The 24610-nt window shown below is 64.2% G+C and carries 25 protein-coding genes and 1 riboswitch; of the genes, 17 read left to right on the top strand and 8 right to left on the bottom strand.

Annotated elements, in window-relative coordinates:
* Positions 1-20: 20 nt before the first annotated feature.
* Positions 21-728: a glutathione S-transferase family protein gene (locus tag ACP15R_RS02190; RefSeq protein ID WP_424984730.1), complete on the bottom strand. Its 708-nt coding sequence runs from the start codon at positions 726-728 to the stop codon at positions 21-23.
* Positions 725-1501: a methyltransferase domain-containing protein gene (locus tag ACP15R_RS02185; RefSeq protein ID WP_424984729.1), complete on the bottom strand. Its 777-nt coding sequence runs from the start codon at positions 1499-1501 to the stop codon at positions 725-727. Before ACP15R_RS02185 ends, ACP15R_RS02190 begins: the two co-directional genes overlap by 4 nt.
* 133 nt (positions 1502-1634) lie before the next feature.
* Here ACP15R_RS02185 and rpiA point away from each other — a divergent pair, with 133 nt between their 5' ends.
* From rpiA to ACP15R_RS02155, 6 genes are all read left to right on the top strand, one after another.
* Positions 1635-2366, top strand: a complete 732-nt coding sequence (rpiA, locus tag ACP15R_RS02180; RefSeq protein ID WP_424984728.1) for a ribose-5-phosphate isomerase RpiA — start codon at positions 1635-1637, stop codon at positions 2364-2366.
* 56 nt (positions 2367-2422) lie between these two features.
* A complete protein-coding gene (gene gorA / locus ACP15R_RS02175; protein ID WP_424984727.1) occupies positions 2423-3799 on the top strand; it encodes a glutathione-disulfide reductase in 1377 nt (458 codons plus the stop codon).
* 97 nt (positions 3800-3896) lie between these two features.
* Positions 3897-5081: an FtsH protease activity modulator HflK gene (gene hflK, locus ACP15R_RS02170; RefSeq protein ID WP_424984726.1), complete on the top strand. Its 1185-nt coding sequence runs from the start codon at positions 3897-3899 to the stop codon at positions 5079-5081.
* Complete coding sequence (gene hflC, locus ACP15R_RS02165) at positions 5081-5962, top strand: protease modulator HflC (RefSeq protein WP_424984725.1); 882 nt, start codon at positions 5081-5083, stop codon at positions 5960-5962. Before hflK ends, hflC begins: the two co-directional genes overlap by 1 nt.
* Before the next feature lie 8 nt (positions 5963-5970).
* Complete coding sequence (locus ACP15R_RS02160) at positions 5971-6168, top strand: DUF2065 domain-containing protein (protein ID WP_424984724.1); 198 nt, start codon at positions 5971-5973, stop codon at positions 6166-6168.
* Between the two features lie 162 nt (positions 6169-6330).
* A complete protein-coding gene (locus tag ACP15R_RS02155) occupies positions 6331-7806 on the top strand; it encodes a Do family serine endopeptidase (RefSeq protein ID WP_424984723.1) in 1476 nt (491 codons plus the stop codon).
* 499 nt (positions 7807-8305) lie between these two features.
* Here ACP15R_RS02155 and ACP15R_RS02150 read toward each other — a convergent pair whose 3' ends face one another.
* A complete protein-coding gene (locus ACP15R_RS02150; RefSeq protein WP_424984722.1) occupies positions 8306-8980 on the bottom strand; it encodes a Crp/Fnr family transcriptional regulator in 675 nt (224 codons plus the stop codon).
* 278 nt (positions 8981-9258) lie between these two features.
* Between ACP15R_RS02150 and ACP15R_RS02145 the strand changes: the two genes are divergently transcribed.
* Positions 9259-9582, top strand: a complete 324-nt coding sequence (locus ACP15R_RS02145) for a 2Fe-2S iron-sulfur cluster-binding protein (protein WP_424984721.1) — start codon at positions 9259-9261, stop codon at positions 9580-9582.
* 175 nt (positions 9583-9757) lie between these two features.
* Entirely contained in the window at positions 9758-10141 is a 384-nt protein-coding gene (locus tag ACP15R_RS02140) for a hypothetical protein (RefSeq protein ID WP_424984720.1), read from the top strand.
* A 113-nt stretch (positions 10142-10254) separates the two neighbouring features.
* On the opposite strand, the gene purD is transcribed toward ACP15R_RS02140, so the two are convergent.
* Complete coding sequence (gene purD, locus ACP15R_RS02135; RefSeq protein WP_424984719.1) at positions 10255-11517, bottom strand: phosphoribosylamine--glycine ligase; 1263 nt, start codon at positions 11515-11517, stop codon at positions 10255-10257.
* 77 nt (positions 11518-11594) lie between these two features.
* Between purD and xseA the strand changes: the two genes are divergently transcribed.
* Positions 11595-13142, top strand: a complete 1548-nt coding sequence (gene xseA, locus ACP15R_RS02130) for an exodeoxyribonuclease VII large subunit (protein ID WP_424984718.1) — start codon at positions 11595-11597, stop codon at positions 13140-13142.
* 23 nt (positions 13143-13165) lie between these two features.
* Here xseA and ACP15R_RS02125 read toward each other — a convergent pair whose 3' ends face one another.
* Together ACP15R_RS02125 and ACP15R_RS02120 are read right to left on the bottom strand one after the other, a co-directional pair.
* Positions 13166-13561: a hypothetical protein gene (locus tag ACP15R_RS02125; protein WP_424984717.1), complete on the bottom strand. Its 396-nt coding sequence runs from the start codon at positions 13559-13561 to the stop codon at positions 13166-13168.
* A 27-nt stretch (positions 13562-13588) separates the two neighbouring features.
* Positions 13589-14629 carry an alkane 1-monooxygenase gene (locus ACP15R_RS02120; RefSeq protein ID WP_424984716.1) on the bottom strand — a complete coding sequence of 347 codons (1041 nt, stop codon included), beginning with the start codon at positions 14627-14629 and terminating at the stop codon, positions 13589-13591.
* A 239-nt stretch (positions 14630-14868) separates the two neighbouring features.
* Between ACP15R_RS02120 and ftsY the strand changes: the two genes are divergently transcribed.
* The 3 genes from ftsY to ACP15R_RS02105 are packed head-to-tail and all read left to right on the top strand — an operon-like array spanning position 14869 to position 17702.
* A complete protein-coding gene (ftsY, locus tag ACP15R_RS02115) occupies positions 14869-16110 on the top strand; it encodes a signal recognition particle-docking protein FtsY (RefSeq protein WP_424984715.1) in 1242 nt (413 codons plus the stop codon).
* 48 nt (positions 16111-16158) lie between these two features.
* Positions 16159-17061 carry an EamA family transporter gene (locus ACP15R_RS02110; RefSeq protein ID WP_424984714.1) on the top strand — a complete coding sequence of 301 codons (903 nt, stop codon included), beginning with the start codon at positions 16159-16161 and terminating at the stop codon, positions 17059-17061.
* 8 nt (positions 17062-17069) lie between these two features.
* Positions 17070-17702, top strand: a complete 633-nt coding sequence (locus tag ACP15R_RS02105; protein ID WP_424984713.1) for an inner membrane-spanning protein YciB — start codon at positions 17070-17072, stop codon at positions 17700-17702.
* Between the two features lie 15 nt (positions 17703-17717).
* Here the strand turns inward: ACP15R_RS02105 and ACP15R_RS02100 are convergent, their stop codons facing one another.
* Positions 17718-18653: an alpha/beta hydrolase gene (locus ACP15R_RS02100; RefSeq protein WP_424984712.1), complete on the bottom strand. Its 936-nt coding sequence runs from the start codon at positions 18651-18653 to the stop codon at positions 17718-17720.
* Positions 18654-18789: 136 nt separating this feature from the next.
* Positions 18790-18867, top strand: a riboswitch (SAM riboswitch).
* A 61-nt stretch (positions 18868-18928) separates the two neighbouring features.
* Here ACP15R_RS02100 and metZ point away from each other — a divergent pair.
* Positions 18929-20113: an O-succinylhomoserine sulfhydrylase gene (gene metZ, locus ACP15R_RS02095; RefSeq protein ID WP_424984711.1), complete on the top strand. Its 1185-nt coding sequence runs from the start codon at positions 18929-18931 to the stop codon at positions 20111-20113.
* Here the strand turns inward: metZ and ACP15R_RS02090 are convergent.
* Complete coding sequence (locus tag ACP15R_RS02090; RefSeq protein ID WP_424984710.1) at positions 20110-21534, bottom strand: pyridoxal phosphate-dependent decarboxylase family protein; 1425 nt, start codon at positions 21532-21534, stop codon at positions 20110-20112. The two genes, metZ and ACP15R_RS02090, sit on opposite strands and share 4 nt — an antisense overlap.
* 199 nt (positions 21535-21733) lie before the next feature.
* Here ACP15R_RS02090 and folE2 point away from each other — a divergent pair, with 199 nt between their 5' ends.
* The 4 genes from folE2 to ACP15R_RS02070 all read left to right on the top strand — a co-directional run bounded on the left by folE2 (position 21734) and on the right by ACP15R_RS02070 (position 24552).
* On the top strand, positions 21734-22834 hold the full coding sequence (folE2, locus tag ACP15R_RS02085; RefSeq protein WP_424984709.1) for a GTP cyclohydrolase FolE2: 1101 nt from the start codon (positions 21734-21736) through the stop codon (positions 22832-22834).
* Positions 22835-23050: 216 nt separating this feature from the next.
* Positions 23051-23389, top strand: a complete 339-nt coding sequence (locus tag ACP15R_RS02080) for a hypothetical protein (protein WP_424984708.1) — start codon at positions 23051-23053, stop codon at positions 23387-23389.
* A gap of 26 nt (positions 23390-23415) precedes the next feature.
* Positions 23416-24114 carry a hypothetical protein gene (locus ACP15R_RS02075; RefSeq protein WP_424984707.1) on the top strand — a complete coding sequence of 233 codons (699 nt, stop codon included), beginning with the start codon at positions 23416-23418 and terminating at the stop codon, positions 24112-24114.
* A gap of 195 nt (positions 24115-24309) precedes the next feature.
* Entirely contained in the window at positions 24310-24552 is a 243-nt protein-coding gene (locus tag ACP15R_RS02070) for a hypothetical protein (RefSeq protein ID WP_424984706.1), read from the top strand.
* The last annotated feature ends 58 nt before the right edge of the window (positions 24553-24610 follow it).

Raw genomic sequence — 24610 nt, 5'->3', positions numbered from 1 at the left:
CGATATGGCATTTTCGCCGCTCAGGTGGCGCTGCCCTCGGGCGGGCGGGCAAGGGTCGGGGCGGTAAACGGGGTCGGCCCCAGGCCTTCGGCATCCTGCGCCGCACGGGTGGCCGGATGGGTTTCAAGCCCCGCAAGCAGGCTGTGCAGCCTTGGCCAGCGTCCGAGTTCGAACCAGCGCCGGTCGCCATCATCCGGATACAGCGCCATCCACCGCAACAGGCAGGCCAGATACCAGCACAGCCCGCTGGGTGCGTCCGGGCAGAGCCAGCCGGGCCGGTACGCGGCCATGTCGTCAAGAATTTCAAGATGGGTCTGCAACCGCCCCTGCACAGTCTCGCGCAGCGTGGTCCGGGCCGTGTCGCCGCTGCCGATATACAGCTGCGGGTAAAAGGTGATGCGCATATCCGCATGCAGGGTGTTGGACAGGAAGAACAGCCATTTCAGATAGGCCGCGCGATCCGGATCCGACGGTGGCGGCGCGCCCCTGCCATGACGATCCGCCAGCCAGAGCAGAATCGCGCCGGTTTCAAAAATCGCACCATCGGACGTTTCCAGTACCGGGATCAGACCGTTGGGATTGAGCCGCAGGTAGCCGGCGCCGCGCTGTGCCTGTTGCGCCCGGTCGACCAGCGCGGTCTCGTAGGGCATCCCAAGCGTTTCCAGCGCGAGCCGGATGATCAGCGACGCGTTGTCAGGGGCATAGTGCAGACGGTAGCCCGGATTCATGATCGCGTTGCAACCGTGACGTAATGGGTCAGCGAGAACCAGAAACGGCCATTCTGCGCCAATGTGGCCTGTTCCCGCGCCCAATCCGCGATTTCACTCTCGCTCATCGCCCCGGTCGAGAGCGCAAAGCCGGACATCAGATGGATCATCACCTGCGCCAGGCCATCCGGGCGCAGGTCGATGTCGCAGGTGGTATGGGGGATCACCGACACCGTGTGAAACCCGCTGTCGCGCAGCGCGGCGGGCAGCAGCTGCGGCACCCGGCGTTCCGCCAGATGCGCGTCCCATGCATGGATCATGCGGGCCATCCGGTCTGGGTGTTCGCTGTGCCAGACCAGCGTGTCGAAATGCATGTCCGAGATGACCACGCGGCCAGCCGGGCGCAGCACGCGATGCAGGTCGGACAGGGCCGGGCGCAGGTCGTCGAGATATTCGAACACCTGCAACGACACCGCCTTGTCGGCGCTGTGCTCGGCGAGCGGCATGGCCCCGGCGTGTCCCGGCATCAGCGCGACATTGTCACGCCCGGCACAGCGGTCCCTGGCGGCGCGCAGCATGTCCTCGCTGGCATCCACACCCAGAACCCGCCCCGAGGGGCCAACCGCACGCGACAGTTCCAGCGTCAGCAACCCGTTGCCACATCCCAGGTCGACGATGCGCTCGCCCGGCGCGGGGGCAAGGGCGTCAAAGCTCATCCGGCGTCGTCTGGAAAAGTCGCTGCCATGATAGGCATCTTCCAGAAACCGCGTCGTCTGCGCGTCAAACTTCAGCATCCCGTCCCCTCCCGCTTGCGGCGCAGGATACCATGGCGGCCCGGTCCGGCCAAACACAGTTCGCTGCATTTCGCCCCTCGCCCCTCTCGGACAACTCGCCTATAAGGCCGGGAATTGACCTGGAGACGTGCCGATGACCGCAGAACTGTCACCCGCCGACAAGGCGAAATCCGTTGCGGCGAACCGCGCCGCGGAGTTTGTCACGGACGGGATGCAGGTCGGGCTTGGAACCGGCAGCACCGCCGCCTGGCTGGTCAAGCGCCTTGGCCAGCGGGTGCGCGACGAAGGGTTGAAAATTCGCGGCGTGCCCACTTCGACCCGTACCGCCGTGCAGGCGCGCGAAGAGGGTATCGAGGTGATCACCCTGGACGAGGCCGGCTGGCTTGACCTGACCATCGACGGGGCCGATGAATTCGACAGCGAACTGAGCCTGATCAAAGGCGGCGGCGGGGCCCATTTGCAGGAAAAGATCGTCGCCAGGGCCAGTGACCGGATGATCGTGATTGCCGATGCCGCCAAGAAGGTCGCGACCCTGGGCGCGTTCCCCCTGCCGGTCGAGGTGCTCGGATTTGGTCTGAAGAGCACGCAAAAGCTGATCGAGGCGGCGCTGGCCGACATGGACGTGGGCGGGCGCGGTACTGCGCTGCGCATGACGGGGGATGCGCCCTTTGTCACCGATGAAGGCAATCATATCATCGATCTGCACCTGCAACGGATCGGCGATGCGGCGGCGCTGGCGGTGGCGCTGAACCAGGTGCCCGGCGTGGTCGAGAACGGCCTGTTCATCGAAATGTGTGATCTCGTGATCGTCGGACATGCTGACGGGGCGGTCGACCTGCACCAAGTGACGCAGGGCGCGGCCTGAGAGTGGCCCGCACCAGGAACAGACAGAACCAGACAGCGGATTGAAGGAACAGCCGGATGAACTTTGACTATGATCTCTTCGTGATCGGCGGTGGCTCGGGCGGGGTCCGCGCGGCGCGGGTGGCGGCATCGGAAACCGGGGCCAAGGTCGGGCTGGCCGAAGATGACCGCTATGGCGGCACCTGTGTGATCCGGGGTTGTGTTCCGAAAAAGCTGATGGTGTTTGCCTCGGAATATGGCGAGATGGCGTCCGAGGCTCGCTCTTATGGCTGGGATATCGGCGATGGCGATTTCAACTGGACCACGTTTCGCGGCAAGCTGAACGCCGAGCTGGACCGGCTGGAAGGGGTCTATCGCAAGCTGCTGGCCAATGCCGGTGTCACGACCTATGACGCGCGCGCGATCATCAAGGATGCGCATACCATCACCCTGTCGAGCGGCGAGGACATCACCGCCAAACATATCCTGGTGGCAACGGGCGGACGCCCGGTGCGGCCCGAACGCGAGAACGCCGATCTGGGCATTGTGTCCGACGACATCTTTCACCTGGATGAACTGCCGAAATCGATCCTGATCATCGGGGGCGGGTACATTGCCTGTGAATTCGCCTGCATCATGCATGGTCTCGGGGTCGAGGTGACGCAATATTATCGCGGGGCCCAGGTGCTGCGCGGATTTGACGAAGAGGGGCGCGGGCTTGTGGCCGAGTCCATGCGCGAGCGCGGCATCGACCTGCATACCGGCACCGACATCATCGAGATGGGTCCGGCGGGCCCCGGCGGCAAGGCCGGCGACCCGGTGCGCGTCAAGGCCACCAATGGCAGCGAACGGGTGTTTGACACGGTGCTTTTTGCAACCGGTCGGGCTCCGAACTCCGACAACATGGGCCTTGAAGAGGTCGGGATCACGCTGGGCCGCAAGGGCCAGATCGAGGTGGATGAGTACAGCCAGACCGCCGTGCCGTCGATCTATGCGATTGGCGACGTGACCGATCGCGTGAACCTGACCCCGGTTGCCATCCGCGAAGGCATGGCCTTTGTCGAAACCGTGTTCCGGGGTAACCCGACGCCGGTGGATCACGAGCTGATCGCCAGCGCGATCTTTACCCAGCCCGAATTCGGCACCGTTGGCCTGAGCGAAGAGGCCGCCGCCGAACAGGAACCGATCGAGGTCTATTGCACCAGCTTCCGGCCGATGCAGACCGCCTTTGCCGACAAGCCCGACCGGGTGATGATGAAACTTGTCGTCAGCAAGGCCAGCCGCAGGGTGCTAGGCTGTCATATCGTTGCGCCCAATGCCGGCGAGATGATCCAGCTCGCGGGAATCGCGGTCAAGATGGGGGCCACCAAGGAAGATTTCGATCGTACCGTTGCGGTTCACCCGACAATGAGCGAAGAAATCGTGACGATGAAAACACCGATCCGGACCGCCTGAGCGTTTCGGGCTTGAATAAATCGATGGGGCATACACCTATCAACTGAGCATCAGAACAGCGTCGTGAGGCGCGGTATGACAAGGGGAAACACAACATATGGCGGGAAACAGTGGCGGTCCCTGGGGGGGTGGCGGTTCATCCGGCGGCGGTGGCGGCGATGACGATCGCCGCAATGGCGGCGGCAGGAGAGGCGGAGAGGGCAAGCCCGGCTCTGACAACGCGCAGCTTCCGGAAATCGACGAGCTGGTCAAGAAGGGCCAGGAGCAGCTGCGCGTCCTGATGGGCGGCCGTGGCGGCTCTGGCCAGAAGGGCGGCGGCTCGAACGGGACAGGCGGACCCGGTGGCGGCGGGGGCAGCCCGCTGTTCACGCGCGGAACCCTGATGCTGGGCGCGGTGGTTGCCGCCGTGGCCTGGGGTATGGCCAGCTTTTATACCGTCAAGCCGGAAGAGAAATCGGTCGAACTGTTTCTTGGCGAATTCTCGTCGATCGGTGAACCCGGCCTGAACTTTGCGCCCTGGCCCTTTGTGACGGCCGAGGTGATCCCGGTCACCCGCGAACAGATCGAAGAGATCGGCGCCGGAACCCGCGGCAATGACGCGGGGCTGATGCTGACCGGGGATGAAAACATCGTCGATATCGATTTCCAGGTGGTCTGGAACATCGCGGCCCCCGACCAGTACCTGTTCAACCTGCGCGATCCGCGCCTGACCATTCAGGCGGTTTCGGAATCGGCCATGCGCGAGATCATCGCGCAATCCGACCTCGCGCCGATCCTGAACCGCGACCGTGGCATCATCGCGCAGCGGCTCGAAGAACTGATCCAGAGCACCATGGACAGCTATGACAGTGGCGTGAACATCGTGCGGGTGAACTTTGACGGTGCCGATCCCCCGGAGCCGGTCAAGGACGCCTTCCGCGAGGTTCAGTCCGCCGGGCAGGAACGCGACCGGCTCGAGAAACAGGCCGACGCCTATGCAAACCGTGTGCTTGCCGGTGCGCGGGGTGAGGCCGCCCAGACACTGGAAGAAGCCGAAGGCTATCGGGCCCGCGTGGTGAACGAAGCCACCGGTGAAGCCAGCCGCTTTAGCGCGGTGCGCCAGGAATATGACAAGGCGCCCGAAGTGACCCGCAAGCGCCTGTACCTGGAGACGATGGAACAGGTGCTGGGTGACGTGAACAAGATCATTCTGGATGACACCAGCGCCGGTGGCGGTGGCCAGGGCGTGGTGCCCTACCTGCCCCTGAACGAGCTTCGCAAGCCAGCCCGGGAGACGAACTGATGCGGAAAACCACTTTTCTCCTCCCCATCCTCGTCCTGATCGTGGTGGCGACGCTGTCGGCGGTGTTCATCGTGGACGAACGTGAACGGGCGCTGGTCCTGCAATTTGGCCGCGTGGTCGACGTCAAGGAAGAACCGGGACTCGCGTTCAAGATCCCGGTGATCCAGGAGGTCGTGACCTATGATGACCGTATCCTCGGGCGTGAAGTCGGCCCGCTGGAAGTCACGCCGCTGGATGACCGGCGGCTGGTCGTCGACGCCTTTGCGCGCTATCGCATCACCAACGTGCGCCAGTTCCGCGAGGCGGTTGGTGTCGGGGGCATTCCTGCCGCCGAGGCGCGGCTCGACTCGATCCTGCGGTCACAGATTCGCGAGGTTCTGGGTTCGGTCAGCTCGGATGACATCCTGAGCTCCGACCGGGCGACGCTGATGCTGCGCATCCGCAACGCGGCGATTTCCGAGGCCCGTGCCCTGGGTCTCGAAGTGATCGACGTGCGCCTGAAACGCACCGACCTGCCACAGGCCAACCTCGAAGCCACGTTTGCCCGGATGCGGGCCGAGCGGGAACGCGAGGCGGCGGACGAGGTTGCACGCGGTGAAGAGGCGGCGCAACGGGTGCGCGCCCAGGCCGACCGGACCGTGGTCGAACTGGTCTCGGATGCCCAGCGGGAAGCCGAAATCATCCGCGGTGAGGCCGACGCGCTGCGCAACAGCATCTTTGCCGAAGCCTATGGGCAAGATCAGGAATTCTTTGAATTCTACCGCTCGCTCATCGCCTATCAGCGGGCACTGAAGGGGGACAATTCGTCGATGGTGATGTCACCGGACTCCGAATTCTTCAACTACATGCGCTCGCCCACAGGCGTGGTGCCCCAAGAGTAGGATACCCGATGGGTATGATCCTTCTGGCCCTCGGGCTGGTACTGATTGTCGAGGGGCTGGCCTGGGTGCTGGCCCCTTCGTTTATCGAGCAGATGCTCGAGATGCTGCGCAGCCTGCCGATATCTGCGCGCCGCCAGCTTGGCGCGCTGGCCATCGTCAGCGGCTTGATCCTGTTGTGGGGCGCGCAATGGCTGGGCGTGGTGTGAAATTTCGGTGATCGGCGCGGATACCGGCGTTCAAATCTGCATGAATATGGGCATTACCATTGGCGGTGCCCCGCAAAGCTCCTACATTGTCCAGCGAAGGCAGGATCGGCACGGCATTTTAGCCGGTCCCGGAATAATGAAGAACACAGAGGAGATGGCACAGTGAGGCCACAGGCGATTGCGATTTCAGCGGCGGACGATCACACCCACCGGGCGCGGATACGGCTGCTATGGATGGGTTTCCTGGCGCTGAGCTTCCTTCTGGTGCAGGCGCTCGCGGCACAGGCCAAGCCGGAAAGCCTTGCCCCGCTGGCCCAGAAGATCAGCCCCTCGGTGGTCAACATCACCACCTCAACGGTGGTCGAAGGGCGCACCGGGCCACAGGGCATCGTGCCCGAAGGCTCGCCTTTCGAAGATTTCTTCCGTGAATTCCAGGATCGCAACAACAACGGCGAACAGCGCCCGCGCCGCTCGTCGGCATTGGGGTCGGGCTTCGTGATTTCCGAAGATGGCTATGTGGTGACAAACAACCACGTGATCGACGGCGCGGACGAGATCCTGATCGAATTCTTCTCGGGGGATGAATTGCCCGCCAAGGTGGTCGGAACCGACCCGAATACCGACATCGCGCTGCTCAAGGTCGAATCGGATGAACCGCTGGCCTTTGTCAGCTTTGGCGACAGCGACAACGCGCTGGTCGGGGATTGGGTCATGGCGATGGGCAACCCGCTGGGGCAGGGGTTCTCGGTATCCGCCGGCATCGTTTCGGCGCGCAACCGGGCCTTGTCAGGCACCTATGACGATTACATCCAGACCGACGCGGCGATCAACCGGGGCAACTCGGGCGGGCCGCTGTTCAACATGGATGGCGAGGTGATCGGCGTGAACACCGCGATTCTGTCACCCAATGGCGGCTCGATCGGCATCGGCTTTTCCATGGCCTCCAACGTGGTGAATCGCGTGGTCGACCAGCTGAAGGAATTCGGGGAAACCCGGCGCGGCTGGCTGGGTGTGCGCATCCAGGACGTGACCGAGGAAATCGCCGAGGCGATGGGGCTGGAAGTGGTCGCGGGGGCGTTGATCACCGATGTGCCGGATGGCCCTGCCAAGGACGCAGGATTGCTGTCGGGTGATGTGATCGTCAATTTCGACGGCACCGAGGTCACGGATACCCGCAGCCTTGTGCGCAAGGTGGGCAATACCGCCGTCGGCAAGGCGGTGCGTGTGGTGGTGTATCGCGATGGCGCGACCAAGACGGTTCTGGTGACGCTGGGCCGCCGCGAAGAAGCGGAAGGCGCGGTACCGGCCGCGGCCAGCAAGCCCGATGCCGAGATCAAGGAAGAGGACGTTCTGGGCATGACCATCACCGTGCTGACGCCGCAGCTGCGCGAAGAGCTGGGGATCGACGAAGGTCTGGGCGGCCTGGTGGTGATGGATATCGACGAAACCTCGGAGGCTTTTGAAAAAGGGCTGCGCGCCGGGGATCTGATCACCGAGGTCGGCCAGCAGAAGGTAACCTCGATCAAACAGATGCAAGAGCAGATCACGGCGGCAAAAGAGGCCGGTCGCAAATCGCTTCTGCTGCTGGTGCGGCGTGGCGGCGATCCGCGCTTTGTCGCGCTCAATATCGAAGAGTGACACCGTCGCGGCCGGGGTCGCGATCCTGTCCTGCAACGGCAAAGAGCCATGCGTGAAAACGCATGGCTCTTTTTCCGGGGGCCAGCAGGGGAGGAGCACACAGGGAAAATGGCCGGCCCTGGAAACTGGGGGACAGGTGGCTAGGGCCACCTGCCCGGAGAATGCAAACGGTTCTGAATGCGATTGAACTGTTTATCGAGGGAAACAAGGAAACTGATTACAAGCCCCAAGGGGGAAACACGATGTCTTGGGACCAGGGAACAGGAACGATTTCGGAGCGAAATAGGACGATGTGTCATGGTAGCTCCTTTCTTCTCAAATCATTAATTTTGCCAGAGGCGTTACACTTGAAATCTTTAACGTTGCCAGAGGCGTTGCACTTCTCATGCATCCGTTATGCCGGTGAATCGCCGGGACGTATGTGAACCAGCACACATAGCGGCGCAAAAAAGTGCCGGAGTCGGAAAAATTATCGGAGCGGCGCTGCCGCGTGACAGGATCAGATCTGGTCGGGTTCGGCCAGCCGTGACAGGCCTTCCCAATCCTGGATCACCAGGCCGCCGCGCGCGCCCTGGATGATTCCGTCGCGTTTCCATATCGACAGGATCTTGGACACCGCCTCGCGGGTGGCTCCGACGAACTCGGCCAGTTCGGCCTGTGACAGGTCGAGCTTGCACGGGGTCACCGTCGCCTCGGGGGCGAGATGCAGGATCTTGCGGGCCAGCCGTGTGGGCAGGGGCAGGAACACCTGCTCGTTGAGTTGGCGGCCCATCCAGCGCATGCGCTGGCCGGCAAGGTGGATCATGTCGACCGCAAGTTCCGGTTGTTTGCGGATTTGCCTGAGCACGTCCGCATGGCGCACCCGCCACAGCAGCGAGTCTTCGACCGCGGTGGCTGTGGCGGTACGGGCACCGGGATCGAACATGGTGATTTCACCGAACATTTCCCCACGCCGCATCATTTCCAGCGTCAGTTTGCGACCATCCATCGCAAGCACGCTGAATTCCACCGCCCCTTTGATGATCGCATAAAGCGCATCGCCCTCATCGCCCTGTTCAAACAGCGTTTCCCCCGCCACTAGGGTGATTTCCGTGGCCTGTTCGGCCAGCATGTCCTTTAGCCCAGCCGACACATCCGACAGGAATCCGATTTCGGGCAGGCTCTGAGGTGCCATGCAATATCTTCCCTTTGCTCTCTCCGGCGGCAGAATAGCAAATTACAAAGGGGCGGCAAAAGCGGGAAAAGCCCGGTTCCGGCAGGGAAAGTGGTCAATTTGGCGGTCAGCCATGGCGCGGGTCGGCATCACCGGAGCATCCTTGGGGCACGAGCGGGCAAATGCGGGAATCTGCCGGTTTCGGCTGTTTCGGCGTCTCGCCTGAGGCAGAATCGGCTGGCATGCTTCAGGATGCTTGACTAAAGAGGCAATCGTGACAGGCAGGGGAGCCGGAAGACATGGCAAAGATCACCTATATCGAGCATGGCGGAAAACAGCACGTCGTCGAGGTCGCCAACGGGCTGACCGTGATGGAAGGCGCGCGCGACAACAACATCCCGGGCATCGAGGCCGATTGCGGCGGGGCCTGTGCCTGTTCGACATGTCATGTCTATGTGGACCCGGCCTGGGTCGAAAAGGTTCCGGCCAAGGACGACATGGAAGAGGACATGCTCGATTTTGCCTATGAACCCGATCCCGCCCGGTCGCGCCTGACCTGCCAGATCAAGGTCACCGATGCGCTGGACGGGCTGATCGTGCAGATGCCCGAAAAACAGATCTGATTGCGGATTGCGAACCGGGCGCGGCGTCGACCCGCCCGCCCGTGGACAGGGTCCATTCGCCGCGCCGGGCAGGCCGGGATGAGTTCCTGCGGATGTTGACACCGCCCGGCCGCCCCCTAAGCGATTGACAAAACCGGCGCGCTGGCCAAGCCTGTGGAACAGGGAGGTCGGGGCGATGAAATACGCATTGCTTGTGGAAGATGCGGACGGGATCTCGCGATTTGTCGACCGCGAGGCAGTGCTGCCGTTCCGGGATTTCGTACCGCCCGCTGCGCCATTGATGATTTCCGATGCCATGACTGCGACCGGCTTTGTCTTTCTGACCCTGCCGGCCGGCTGGCGCGGCATCCGTCACCGGTCGCCCCATTGCCAGATTGCCGCCATCCTGTCCGGGTGTTTCCGGGTGCGGGCCGGCTCGGGCGAGGTGCGCGATTTTCGTGCGGGCGCGTTGTTCTGGATGGCGGATACCACCGGCGAGGGGCATGAGTCCTCGGCCGAGGGGGGTGAGCCGGTGACCATGTTGATCGTTCAGACCCCGGACATACCGGAAAATGGATAGCCGGCCCGTTCCCGACAGCATATCGGGTATTGCCCGAGACATCGGCAGTCATCTAACGCGTTGAAATTTCGTATTTCAGGCCGCGTTGGATGATGCAGGTTTCGCGCGAAACCTTAGAGCGCCCGCCAGCCGATGTCGCGCCGATAGAACCCCCCGGGCCAGTCGATCGCATCCGCCATCTCATAGGCGCGCTGCCGGGCTTCGGCCAGGCTCTTGCCCCGTGCCGTGACGTTCAGAACCCGCCCGCCGGTGGCGGTGAACTGTCCGTCATTGCGTGACGTGCCCGCGTGAAAGCACATCTGCGCGCTGGTTTCCGGCAGGCCGTCCAGCCCGCCGATCACGTCGCCCTTCTGGTAGCCGCCGGGATAGCCCTGTGCCGCCATGACAACCGTCATCGCGTGATCGTCAGCCCAGTGGACCTGTGTCTTGTCCAGCCGGCCGTCGGCGGCGGCATGCATCAGGTCCATCGCCTGCGCGCCGAGCCGCATCATCAGGACCTGGCATTCGGGGTCGCCGAACCGCACGTTGTACTCGACCAGGCGCGGCTGGCCGTCCTTGATCATCAGCCCGACATAAAGCACCCCCTGGTAGGGCATATCGCGGCGGGCCATTTCCGCCATGGTGGGGCGCACGATCTGGTTCAGGGCTTTTTCGATGATCGCGTCGGTCATGACCGGGGCAGGGGAATAGGCCCCCATGCCGCCGGTATTGGGGCCGGTATCGCCTTCGCCGACGCGTTTGTGATCCTGGGCGGTGCCGACCGGCAGCACGGTCTCGCCGTCGCAAAGCACGAAGAAGGAGGCTTCTTCGCCTTCCATGAACTCTTCGATCACCACCTCTGCCCCGGCCCCGCCAAAGGCCCCGCCGAACATGTCGTCGATGGCGTCCAGTGCCTCGGCTTCGGTCATCGCGACGATCACGCCCTTGCCGGCGGCCAGCCCGTCCGCCTTGACCACGATCGGGGCACCCTGGGCCCGCACATGCGCCCGGGCGGCCTCGGCATCGGTGAAGTGGCCATAGGCCGCGGTCGGCGCGCCGGCGGCGTCGCAAATCTCCTTGGTAAAGCTCTTGGAGGCTTCGAGCCGGGCCGCCGCAGCCGAGGGGCCGAAGACCAGGAAACCGCCTTCGCGCAACCGGTCGGCCACACCGGCGGCGAGCGGGGCTTCTGGGCCGATGATCACGAAATCGATGGCGTTTTCTTCGCAAAAGGTCACCACCGCGCCGCCATCCTCGATATCCAGCGCCGCGCAGGCGGCGATGCGGGCGATGCCGGCATTGCCCGGCGCCACGATCAGCTTGTCGCATTTCGGGTTCTGCATCACCGCCCAGGCCAGGCTGTGTTCGCGCCCGCCGCTGCCGAGAATGAGGATGTTCATGAAAATGCGCTCCGATCTGCTTGGCCTTGTTGCGCTCGCGTTCTAAGCTGCGCGCACAGGCGAAACAAGGCACCCTCATGAGCGATCTGATCGACGACCCGATGCCGGGTCAGAACCTGCCGGAATATTCGGTGACGGAACTCTCGGGTGCGGTCAAACGCACGCTCGAGGGAGAGTTCGGGCGTATCCGCGTCAAGGGCGAGGTCGGGCGCGTGTTCAAGGCGCGCTCGGGGCATCTCTATTTCGATGTCAAGGATGACCGCTCGGTGCTGGCCTGTACCACGTGGAAAGGACAGATTTCCGGTTTGTCCGTGGTCCCCGAAGAGGGGCTGGAAGTGGTTGTCACCGGCCGCATGACCGCCTTTGGCGGACAGTCGAAATACAACATGAATGTCGACGAGGTGGCTGTTGCCGGGCAGGGCGCGTTGATGGCGCTGCTTGAGAAACGCAAGAAACAGCTTGCCGCCGAGGGCCTGTTCGATCCGGCGCGCAAGCGACCCCTGCCATACCTGCCGGGGATCATCGGGGTTGTGACATCGCCTTCGGGGGCGGTGATTCGCGACATCCTGCACCGGCTGCGCGACCGTTTCCCGCGCAAGGTTCTGATCTGGCCGGTGGCGGTCCAGGGCGCGGCCTGTGCGCCCGAGGTGGCGCGGGCCATCGCCGGGTTCAACCGGCTGACCCCGGGCGGGGCGTTGCCGCGGCCCGATCTGCTCATCGTGGCGCGCGGTGGTGGCTCGGTCGAGGACCTGTGGGGCTTTAACGAGGAAATCGTCGCCCGTGCGGCGGCGGCATCGGATATCCCGCTGATCTCGGCGGTCGGACATGAAACCGACACCACCCTGATCGATTTCGTGTCGGACCAGCGGGCGCCAACGCCCACCGCGGCGGCGGAACTGGCGGTGCCGGTGCGGCTTGACCTGATGGCCCATATGGACGGGCAGGGGGCACGGCTCAGCCGCGCCATCAGCCACGGCATCACGCGGCGGCGTCAGCGGCTTGCCGACCTGGCGCGTGCGCTGCCCCGGCCCGATGGGCTGCTCGACTCGCCGCGCCAGCGGTTGGACCAGGTGGGCGACCGGCTTGATTCGGCGCTGATCCGGTCGGTTCAGGCGCGGCGCATCCGGCTTGCCGACCTGTCAGGCAGCCTGCGCCCCTCGGCGTTGCAAAGGATGCTGCGCAATCACCGTCAGGATCTCGACGCCAGGGCGCGGCTTTTGCCGCAGGCACAGGATCGGGCGATTCGCCGCCGGGCCGAAGCCTTGTCCGGACTGTCGTCGCGGCTGCGCCCGACACAGCTGGCGACGCGGCTGGATCAGAAAGCCGCCAGCTACCGGGTGCTGGGCAACCGGCTGGCAATCGCCGCGACCACCGGCACCGCCCGCCTGCGCAGCAAGGTCGAGGGGATGGACCGGCTGCTGGCGACCTTGGGATACGAAGCCACGCTGCGGCGTGGTTATGCGGTGGTGCGCGACGAGGAGCGCGTGATCACGTCGCGCGAGGACGCGGCGCGGTTGGCCTCGCTCGAGATCCAGTTTGCCGACGGGAGGCTGGTCGTGGCCAATGCCCCATCGCGAAAAACCGCCCGGACATCAAAGAAGCCCGAGCAGGGCAGCCTGTTTTAGCCGGCTCTGCCGGTGGCCGGGGCTCAGACGCCGACTTCCGGCCCGTAGCACAGCATCTCGGCGTCGTTTTCCTGTGCCTCGTAGAGTTCGGTTTCGTCCGGGCTGTTCTCGAACCGTGCCACAAGCCCGCGCGGACCCAGCGAAAAGGCCCAGCATTGCACGTCAAGGTGGTCTTCGTAGACAAAGCAGATCTGCTCGTCCTGTTGATACCACACACCTTCCTGGCATTTGCCGTCGAGAAAGGACCAGATCACCCGGCGGTCATCCAGATAGCGTTCAACCCCGTAGGCCTTGCCGTCATAGCCGTAATACAGCGTCTTGCCGCGGGTATAAGCGTCAAAGGCCTCGGCGGTCATGGGCTCCTGCGCCAGGGTGGGCGCGGCTAGCAGGCACAGGGGAATCAGGGCGCGTCGCATCATGGGGCGACCTTGCCAGAATGCCGCGCGTCATTCCACGGGGTCTGCCGGGTGCCAGCGGGCAAGGTGCGGGTCCATCACCCGCCGCCACAGGCGGGGGACCATGGCGAGGGTCGCCATCAGCGGCATCGAGCGCGGTAATATCGGCATGGTGTCGCTATCAAGGTCGAGCGCGGCGAACGGCCGCGCGGGGCGCTGGTGATGGTCCGAGTGGCGCGGCGCGTTCAGCATCATCGCGCCGGAATACCAATGCGGCGCATTCCACGAATGCTGGGGTCCGGCGGGTTCCCGGCGGCCATCGGGCCGAGTGGCGCGGCGCAACCCGTAATGTTGCACATAGTCGGCCAACAGCAACTGCATCTGGGCATAGCCGGCCAGGATGAGCAAGGCCGCGATCCCGCGCGGCCCCGCGAGCCCATAGGCGGCGATCAGCATCAGCATCCCGCCGCCGCAATAGGCGACATAGGGGTGGCTGATCGCGCGCGGCGGCGGAACCTTGCGGGCACGGGCGGCGTTCTCCGCGGCCCAGCCCGCGCGGAATGAGCCGATCCACGCGCGGGGCCAGAACGCGTAAAATCCCTGTCCCGCAGGTGCCGAGTTTGGATCGTCTCCGGTGGCGACATGCACGTGATGCACCTTGGGATGCGCCGAACCGTGATGGCCGAACAGCAGGGCGATGAACACCATCTTGCCCAGCCGGCGCGGCCAGGTCTCGGGCCGGTGGAGCAATTCATGCGCGTTCGAGTTGCCGACCTGCCCGAAATACAGACCCAGGGCCAGCCCCAGCATCGCCCGCGCCGCAAAACCGGTCTCGGGACCGGCGGCAATGGACCAGACCCCCAGCATCAGCAGCGGCAGATGCAGCACCGAAAGCGCGACATTCAGGGCCAGCCCCATCCGCTCGGCGCGCGCATCCTGGCGGCTGGGCAGGGGCGCGACAGGCAGGCGATCCATCAGCATCACGAAACCACTCACACAGAGCAACGCCGCAAAGGACCAAGCCCCGCCCCGGAAACAGGCCGCGACCAGAATGACGATCGGGCCGAGGCTGGCCAGGGCATAGCGCAACATGACTGGGATCGGTGCTCTTGGTTCCGGTTGGGGGCTCGCGGTCGGTTGCGCTCAGCATCGCGCGCGTTGCCGGGGCTGTCAATTTACGCGCGCCGGTCGCCGGATATGCCCGGCGATGGTTGCCATGGCTGCGTTCAATTCGGCTTTCCTGGCCCGCAGGCGCGGCGCGGGCGCGTGGACACCCTTTCAAACCGGGGCAAACCCGATTAGGTGGGGGAACGACCCGCGTGGAGACCGGCATGGCGTTTTTCAAGAAGCTCAAGGACAAGCTGTTCAAATCCTCTTCGAAACTCGAAGAGGGGCTTGATGCGATCGTCGAGGATGGCGGCGAGGTGGAAGAGGTCGTGCAAACGCCCGAACCGGTTGCTCAACCCGCCCCTGCCGCGCCGGAGCGGTCGGCAGAGGCCGATCCGGTTGTGCCCGCACCGCCGGTTGCGGCCCCGGATCCCGAGAGCGTGCCCCAGAGTGTGCCCGAGATCGAACCCGAGATCGAACCCGAGACCGAACCGGAACCGCGGCCTGTGCTGCCAGTTCCCGATCCCGCGCCGCGGCATGAGCCGCAGCCTGCAGCGAAACCACAATCCCAATCGCCCGGGTTGCTGGGGCGCCTGTTGGGGCGGTCGGCACCCGGTACCGTGGTGCGCCGGACGCTGGACGACGACATGCTCGAACAGTTGGAAGAGCTGTTGATCACCGCCGACATGGGCGTGGACACGGCGCTGCGCGTTACCGCCAACATGGCCGAAGGACGGTTTGGCAAAAAGCTCTCGACTGACGAGATCAAGGCGTTGCTGGCCAGCGAGATCGCCCGGATCATGGACCCCGTGGCAAGGCCGCTGCCAATCTATCCCAAGCGCCCGCAAGTGGTCCTGGTGGTCGGGGTGAACGGGTCGGGCAAGACAACCACCATCGGCAAGCTGGCGAGCCAGTTCAAGGCGGCGGGCAAATCGGTGGTGATCGCCGCCGGGGATACGTTTCGCGCGGCTGCCGTTGAACAGTTGCAGGTCTGGGGTGAACGCGCGGGTGTGCCGGTCTTGACCGCGCCCGAGGGCACCGATCCGGCCAGCCTGGCGTTTGACGCGATGACCAAGGCGCAGGAGGACGGGGCCGACCTGTTGATGATCGACACTGCCGGGCGGTTGCAGAATCGCGCCGACCTGATGGAAGAGCTGGCCAAGATCATCCGCGTCATCCGCAAGAAAGACCCGGATGCGCCGCATAACACCCTGTTGGTGCTGGATGCGACCACCGGGCAGAACGCGCTGAGCCAGGTCGAGACCTTCCGCAAGATTTCCGATGTGTCGGGGCTGGTCATGACCAAGCTGGACGGCACCGCCAAGGGGGGCGTGCTGGTGGCGCTGGCCGACAAGTTCGGGCTGCCGATCCACGCCATCGGGGTGGGAGAACAGATCGACGATCTCGCGCCCTTCGATCCCGAGGAGTTTGCCGCCGCCCTGACCGGTTCGGACAGCCCGGCGTGACCGTGCTGCAATGGCGGTCTGCAACGGCCCGGTCGGGACCCGTCTGTCATGAGTGACTGGCTGCTTTCGCTTGAGGGCACCGCCGCGGGGCACACGCTTGCCCTGTGGCTGGCGGTCGCGGCGGCGTTCCTGCACGCGGTGTTCGGAGCCTTGCAAAAGGGGCGGCATGACCCGTGGTTGTCGCGCGGGGCCATCGACGCCTCATATGGTCTGATGGCGGCGCCCTTTGCGCTGTTCGTGGTGCCCTGGCCCGAGCCGCATATGTGGCCGATTTTCGCCGGGGCCTGGCTGATCCACGTGATCTACAAAGTCTTGCAGGCGCTGGCCTATACCAAGGGGTCCTATACGGTGGTCTACCCGGTGGTGCGCGGCACCGGGTCGCTGTTTGCGGTGATCGGGGCCTACCTGCTGTTTGGCGAAGTATTCACGGCCGGTCAATGGGCGGGAGTGGCGGTGCTGCTCGCGGGGATATTCGGGCTCGCGGCCTATAACCTGCGCTATCTGGACAGCCAGCGGGAGACCCTGAACCTGGCGCTGGCACTGGCGGTGATGACGGGGCTCTTTGTGGCGCTATATACCACCTATGACGCCTTTGGCATTCGCTCGGCGGCCGATCCCTTCACCTTTCTGGCGTGGTTTTTCATGATCGACGGTCTGGTGATGCCGGTTTACGCGGCGATGCGCTGGCGCGCGATGGTGGACCGTCCGGCGCTGCCGCCCTTGCTTGTGCGCGGCGTGGCGGGCGGGCTTGTCGCCTTTGCCAGCTTTGGCGGGATCATGATGGCGACGCGGCTGGACAAGGTGGGCGAGGCGGCGGTGCTGCGCGAAACCTCGACCGTCTTCGCGGCGCTGATCGGCTGGCTGGTGCTGAAGGAAACGGTGGGACCGCGGCGGATCACGCTCATGGGCTTGATTGCCCTGGGCGCGGTAATAGTTGAGATGGGCGGATAGGAGCGGATATGGCCGAACAGAAACCAAAAGAGATCAACATGGTCCTCAAGCAGGTGCTGGAACTGGGGCCGACCATCGCCTTTTTCCTGCTCTACCTGCGCATTCAGGACGATGTCTTTACCTTCAACGGGACCGAGTATTCCGGTTTTATCGTCGCGGCGGTGGTGTTCGTGCCGATCCTGCTGGTGTCGATGGCGATCCTGTGGCGGCTGACCGGACATCTCAGCCGGATGCAGGTTTTCACCGCCATCATGGTGATCTTTTTCGGCGGCCTGACCGCGTGGTTCAACGATGAAAAGTTCTTCAAGATGAAGACCACCATCGTCTATCTCTGCTTTTCCACCCTGCTGGGCATCGGGCTGTTGCAGGGTAAATCCTATCTCGCCTACGTGATGGGCGAGCTGATGCCGATGCGCGACGAGGGCTGGATGATCCTGACCCGTCGCTTGTTCCTGGTGTTCATCGTGCTGGCGATCGGCAACGAACTGGTCTGGCGCAACATGTCGGATGCGGCCTGGGTCAAGATCGAGACCTTTGCCTTTCCGGCGGCACTTTTCGGCTTTTTGTGGTGGCAGATCCTCGCCTTGCAGAAATACATGATCGATCCGGATGACAAGTCCGACCCGGACGTCCGCGCCTGACCGTATCGGGCGCGGTCAGGTTGGCGTCTGTGTGAACATCACGGGTTGCGGCAATCCGGGGCGGGGACATATCCGTGACCAGCGCCGCGCCGGGCGCGCCGGCAGCCCCGCGCGCAGCCGGTCGAGCGTCAGGATGCCGGGGCGACGCATGAGAGCGCCATAGAAATTGAGAATTCCCGGCCGCATGTAGCTTGACCAGTGACAGATGCGTCGCGACGGTGGCGCGATCCGGGCCCCCAGGCAAGCGAGATGCGCCAGCGTGTCGGGGCAATCCAGCTGTAATGTCACCGCGTTGTCGGCATCCAGCCCCTGACCCAGGGTCCGGTCGGATCGCCGGGGCGGGGCGATCAGGCGCTCGTAGAGGCAATCGAAAATGTCGTTCTCGCGGCTGGTTATGTTGATGAAACTGGCCGTGCGCCCGGCCTCGGTCTGCAGCGCGTCACGTATCCGGGACTGGTAGCAGGCCCCGGTCATCGAGATGATGCGATCCACCGCGCCTCGCGGCAGGTGGTGCAGCGCCTCGGCGGCGACCTCGATCCCCATGGAATGTGCCACGATATGCACCCGCCGATGCGGCGCGCGTTTCCTGATCAGCCTTAGCGTTCTGGCCAGCGCCCGGCCCGCACCGGCGGCGCGACGCCGCGCCCCCCAGATCGACCCGCGCGCGAACCATCCCAGGGCCAGCCCCAGGCCGGCGTCGGTGGCGTCTTCGCCGAGCCCCAGCCCGCGCGGCCAGCTTGGCGCGATCCAGGGCAGCGGCTCCGGGTCGAGGCTGAGGATGTGGCGGTGTGGGCAATGGCTGTGGCGGCCGGGTTCATAGCTGAACCCGTGGATCATCACGATAACCGGCCCGGGCCCGTCGGCCAGCCGGTTCAGAACGCGGGCGGGGGATTGCGGCGAGCCGTGCAGCTCGCATTCCTCGTCCCTCGCGTTCAGTCGGATGATTGGCATCGCTCCGGTCTCATACAAGATGCTGTGTCTACAGCTTGTCTTGACGCTAGGACGAAATGATGAAGGCCATGTTACGGGACCGTAACGGTGGTCTTACAATGGCTTGACCCGCCGCCCCCTGTCGCGCTAAGCAGCAGGCAGACGACGTGGCGATTTGTTACCGGATTGCGGGCCACGATAAACAACACCGCTAAAAGGTCAGGATGAAAGGCTCCTTTCGCTTGACCGCGATCGGGGCCATTTTTGATGCGCCCCCACATGAGCAAGAGGGTGATATGACCAAGACCTGGAACAAGAGCACGACGGCCGTACACGGTGGCACGCGGCGCAGTCAGTATGGCGAAGTGAGCGAAGCGATCTTTCTGACGCAGGGGTTTGTTTACGACAGCGCCGAGGCCGCCGAGGCGCGGTTTATCGAGGCCGGCGAGGATGAGTTCATCTATGCCCGCTATGGCAACCCGACGGTGCGCATGTTCGAGGAGCGCATTGCGGCGCTGGAAGGGGCCGAGGACGCGTTTGCCGCCGCATCCGGCATGGCGGCGGTCTCGGGGGCATTGACGGCGATGCTCAAGGCGGGGGATCACGTGGTGTCGGCGCGGGCCTTGTTCGGGTCGTGCCTCTATGTTCTTGAGGATGTCCTGACGCGCTTTGGCGTCGAAGTGACCTTTGTCGATGGCACCGATCTTGACCAGTGGAAGGCCGCCATTCGTCCCGACACCCGCGCGGTTTTCTTTGAGTCGATGTCCAACCCGACGCTGGAAGTGATCGACATTGCCGCCGTCAGCGCGCTGGCCCATGCGGTTGGCGCAACCGTACTGGTTGACAACGTGTTTGCCACGCCGGTGTTTTCGCGGGCAATCGAACAGGGTGCGGATGTGGTGGTCTATTCCGCCACCAAGCATATCGATGGCCAGGGCAGGGCGCTTGGCGGGATCATCCTCGGCACCCGCGCGTTCATTCGCAAGACTGTCGAACCCTATATGAAACACACCGGTGGCGCGATGAGCCCGTTCAGTGCGTGGATCATGCTCAAGGGGCTGGAAACCATGTCGCTGCGGGTGAATGCCCAGGCGGCGTCGGCGCTGGCGATTGCCGATGCGTTGCAAGGTCATGACGCCCTGGCGCGGGTGCTCTATCCGGGGCATCCCTCGCATGCCCAGCACGCGCTTTGCCAATCGCAGATGGGCAAGGGCGGTACGGTCGTGTCGCTTGATCTCAGGGGAGGGCAGGATGCAGCGTTTCGCTTTCTCAATGCGCTGAGCATCCCGAAGATTTCCAATAATCTCGGGGATGCGAAATCAATCGTGACGCATCCGGCGACAACCACCCATCAGCGTCTGAGCGAAGAGCAGCGCGCCGATCTCGGGATCACGCCGGGGCTGGTGCGATTTTCGGTGGGGATCGAGGATACCGACGATCTGATCGCGGATGTCAAACGGGCGCTGGCGGCCGCGGACTAGACGTTGCCGCGCTGGACCAGTTGAAAGGCGCTGCGCAGCTCATCGACCAACAGGTCAATATCCGCGCGGCTGGTTGCGTGGTTGCTGATCGATACGCGAATGATCTGGCGGCCGCGCCAGACGCCGTGGCTGGGATAGACCCGGCCGCTCGTCTGCACCTGTTGCAGCACCTTGCGGGTCAGTTCGTCAGTGTCGCAGCGTATCGCCACCTGGTTGGCGACCACGTCGTTCACCACCGCAAGCCCCGGTTCATCGGTGAGCCGCTCTGCCAGATATGTGGCCAGCGCGCAGTGGCGTGAGATCATCTCTTGCAGGCCGGACACCCCGAGATGTTTCAGGATGGCATAGCTTGGCACGCCGCGCGCCCGGCGGCTGAGCTCGAACGTGCTGTCGCTGGGTTCCCAGGTCTCGCCGGTATCCGGCAGATAGGCTCCGCGCGCGCTCATCGCCGAGACCAGCGCCGCGCGCTCGCGCAGGATGCACAGGCCCGCATCATAGGGCGCGTTCAGCCATTTGTGCAGGTCGACGGCCCAACTGTCGGCATCGGCCACGCCCGCAAGCCGGTGGCGCAGGTCGGGAACCGCGTGCAGCCACAGGCCAAAAGCTCCGTCCACGTGCACCCATCCGCGCATATCCCGCACCAGCGGCATGATTTCGGCAAAGGGATCGAACGCCCCGGTGTTGATCTGGCCCGCCTGCAAGACAACCAGCGGCGGGGCGTTGCAGGCTGCAAGCGCCGTTCGAACCGCGTCGATCTGCATGCGCCCCTGATCATCCGTGGCGACCCGCACGGCCCGATCCAGCCCGAAACCGGCATATTTCAGGCCGGCGAGCGGAGCAGAATGCGCGTCGGCACCGATCAGCACCGGAATCTCGGGTGCCCCGAACAGGCCCTGCGCGGCAATGTCCCAACCCTGCCGGGCAAGCAAGGCATCGCGGGCGGCGATGATGCCCTGGGTATTCGCCACCGTGGCGCCGGTCACCAGACCGACACCGCACCCCGCCGGCAAGGCCAGCAGGTCGAGGCACCAGCGGCACAGGGTCTGCTCGATTACCGCGACCGACGGGCTCTCCCAGGACGAGGCCGCATTCTGCCCCCAGGCCGAGACGAGAATATCCGCCGCGACGCCCACCGGCATCGATCCGCCACAGACATAACCGAAAAACCGGGGCGAACCGTGACCGTGGATGCCCCCCGCGGCCTGCTCCACGAGATCGCGGATGACGGTCGCGGCGTCTTGGCCATGTGGCGGCAACGGCGTGGCGAAACGGGCGGAGATCTCGGCAGGGCGCAGCGCTGGTGTGACCCGCCCGTCCACCAGTGATTCGCGATAGGCGATGGCATGCTCCGTGGCGTGTCTGATCGCCGCGCTGTCATCACCGGAAAGGGGCGCGCGCGCCGTATCTGCTGGCGGTTCCATTCTTGCTCCTCCGATGGGCGGGCCGCGGCCCAAGCCTAGGCGGCGGCAGACGGCCCTGTCCAGCCCGTTGCCAATCTACGCTGGCGGCTGATCCGCTGCGGCGTTTCGTGCGTAGTCAAAGGTGGCAATGGAAATACCCACCGCAACAAACTATGTAGGGTCTGCACAACCGCCCGGCTGGGCAGGACAGGAGCGCGAAATGAACATCCACACGCCGGATATCGAACGTACCCCGGATGACAGCCAGGCCAAGGTTGCGCTGGATGTGTTGCGTGCCTGGGCCCGTGGCGCGAGCGAGGCCGAGATCCTGGCGCTGGATCCCGCGATTGCCCGGCTGCTGCCCGAATCGGGTCTGAATTATCCGTCGCTGTCGCGCGAATATCCCGAGGATTTCACGGTCGACGCGGCCTACAAGGCGTCGATGCCCGACCTTCAGAACGGCCCGTCCAGTCTGATCCGCGGCTCGCAGCAACAGATCCAGCATGTGGGGATCAGCAATTTTCGCCTGCCGATCCGGTTTCATACCAAGCGCGACGGCGATCTGACGCTGGAAACCTCGGTCACCGGTACGGTGAGCCTTGATGCCGACAAGAAGGGCATCAACATGTCGCGCATCATGCGCAGCTTTTACAAGCATTCCGAGCGCACCTTCAGCTTCGAAGTGATCGAGGCGGCGCTTGACGACTACATGACCGATCTCGACAGCCTGGACGCGCGGATCCAGATGCGCTTTTCCTTTCCCGCACGGGTTGAAAGCCTGCGTTCCGGCCTGTCCGGGTACCAATATTACGATATCGCGCTGGAACTGGTGGAATCCGCCGGAATCCGCAAGAAGATCATGCATCTGGACTATGTCTATTCTTCGACCTGCCCCTGTTCGCTGGAGCTCTCCGAACATGCCCGCGCCCTGCGCAACCAGCTCGCGACGCCGCATTCCCAGCGATCCGTGGCGCGGATCTCGGTCGAGATCGAGCGCGATGCCGGCTGCCTGTGGTTCGAGGATCTGATCGAAGCCTGCCGCCGTGCCGTGCCGACCGAGACACAGGTCATGGTGAAACGCGAGGACGAGCAGGCCTTTGCCGAACTGAATGCCGCCAACCCGATCTTTGTCGAAGACGCGGCGCGGCTGTTTTGCGAGCAGCTCAAGGCCGATCACCGTATCGGCGATTTCCGCGTGGTCGCCAGTCACCAGGAAAGCCTGCACAGCCATGACGCGGTCAGCATCCTGACCGAGGGCGAGTTGTTTGCTGCGCAGAGTCTCGACCCACGGTTGTTCGGCACGTTGGTTCATCCCGGCTGATTCTCTTGGCTACGGATGCGGTGTCCGCACCTGCGCTGGCGTTTTCCTGCTGGCGAAATCGGCATTGGCATCGGGCACTTACACCGCAAGACGTGCAATTACGCCGCATCGCAGCATTCCCTGCTGCAATGCACGTATTTGTCGTGTATGTAAGGGGCAGAGCAGGGCTGAATCTGTCTCGGGATATCCGGGAAGGGCCCGCCGGAGGCAGAACAGATGAACCAGGCGATCGACCGCTTTGGCGAAATGGCGGATACATGGGCAAGTGTTGCCAAACTGATGGCGGATACCCAATGGGTGCTGACCATGCGTTTGCTCGGCCTGTCCGGGGCGTGGTCATTGCCGGAGGGCGAGAGCCAGGCGATGATCGGCGAAAAATATCCGGCATTCATCGAGGCCTTTCTCAGCGGCACCTTTGCAATGATGTCCGGGGACAGCCCCGACCGAGTGTTTCGGGAAACACTTGAGCCGATTTCAAGCAAGGCCAGCGCCAATCGCGAACGATTGATCGATCGCGGCCCGCTTGTATTCGGCCAACGCGTTGCCGGAAACTGAACACGTTTGAACGGAGTAAGACCAGAATGACCCCATTGCCCAACGCGCTGGACGTACAGGCCGCATATGCGCGGATGACCAGCAAGATTTTCAGCAACAATCTCAAATTCGTCGAGATGATGACCCGCACGGCCTGGCAGGCCCAGATGGCACCGATCCGGGCGATGCAAAGCACCGGCTTTGCCACCGTACCCTCGGCCAAGGCTGCGCCGAAGCCCGCCGCCAAGCCTGCCCCGGCTGCCAAGCCTGCGCCGGCCCCTGTTGTGAAACCCGCTGCCAAAACGGCTTCGGCTCCGGTCGCGAAACCCGCCCCGAAGCCCGCTGCCAAAACGGCTTCGGCTCCGGTCGCGAAACCCGCCCCGAAGCCCGCTGCCAAAACGGCTTCGGCTCCGGTCGCGAAACCCGCCCCGAAGCCCGCTGCCAAAGCGGCGCCGGCTCCTGCCGCGAAACCCGCCCCGAAGCCTGCGGCCAAAGCGGCTCCGGCTCCCGCTGCGAAGCCTGCGGCCAAAGCAGCTTCGGCTCCCGCTGCCAAGGCTGCACCGAAACCGGCTGCCAAGGCCGCGCCGGCTGCTGCACCCAAACCCGCTGCCAAAGCGGCTCCGAAACGGGCTGCCAAAGCCACTCCGGCCCCGGCCGCCAAGGCCGCAGCGAAACCTGCCGCCAAGGCCGCGCCCAAAGCTGCGAGCCCCGCAGCGTCTTCGGCGACCACAACGCCCAAATCGTAATCTCTCAGGACGCGTGCGCGGCGGCCTAAATTCCCCGCAGCGCGACAGAGACGGGTGATCAAGACGCGGTCCGCAGGAATGCGGGCCGCGTTTGCGTTTATGCTGCGGCGCAGAAAATGCCTGTCAGATGAATGGCAAATCTGTTATGATTGCCCCGTGTGGGAGGAAACCGGACGATCCTGATCGAGGTTTCCAATGAACAAAGACACGATCCAAATCGAATACGCCGCCGCCGGGTGGCGCCGTCGGCTAGATTGCTTTTTTGCCGAACAGGGGCAGGGGTTCAACGCCGGTCTGATCAGCCAGGGAAGGCTGCACCAGCTCATGATGCTCGAAGCGCTCAGCGATGCCGAACTCGGTGAAATCGGGCTGCGGCGCGGTGACATCCCGGCCTTTGTCTTTGCGGATCTCATCGGGGCGGTAACGGGCGATGCTTGACACGCCTTGCTGGGCACGCCAACGCTGCGCCCCATGATGGATCTGCGCCCAGTTGGAT

It is taken from the genome of Microbulbifer sp. S227A (genome assembly GCF_049800935.1).
The sequence above is the reverse complement of the archived record's forward strand: the minus strand, read 5'-3'. Positions and strand labels throughout refer to the sequence as shown.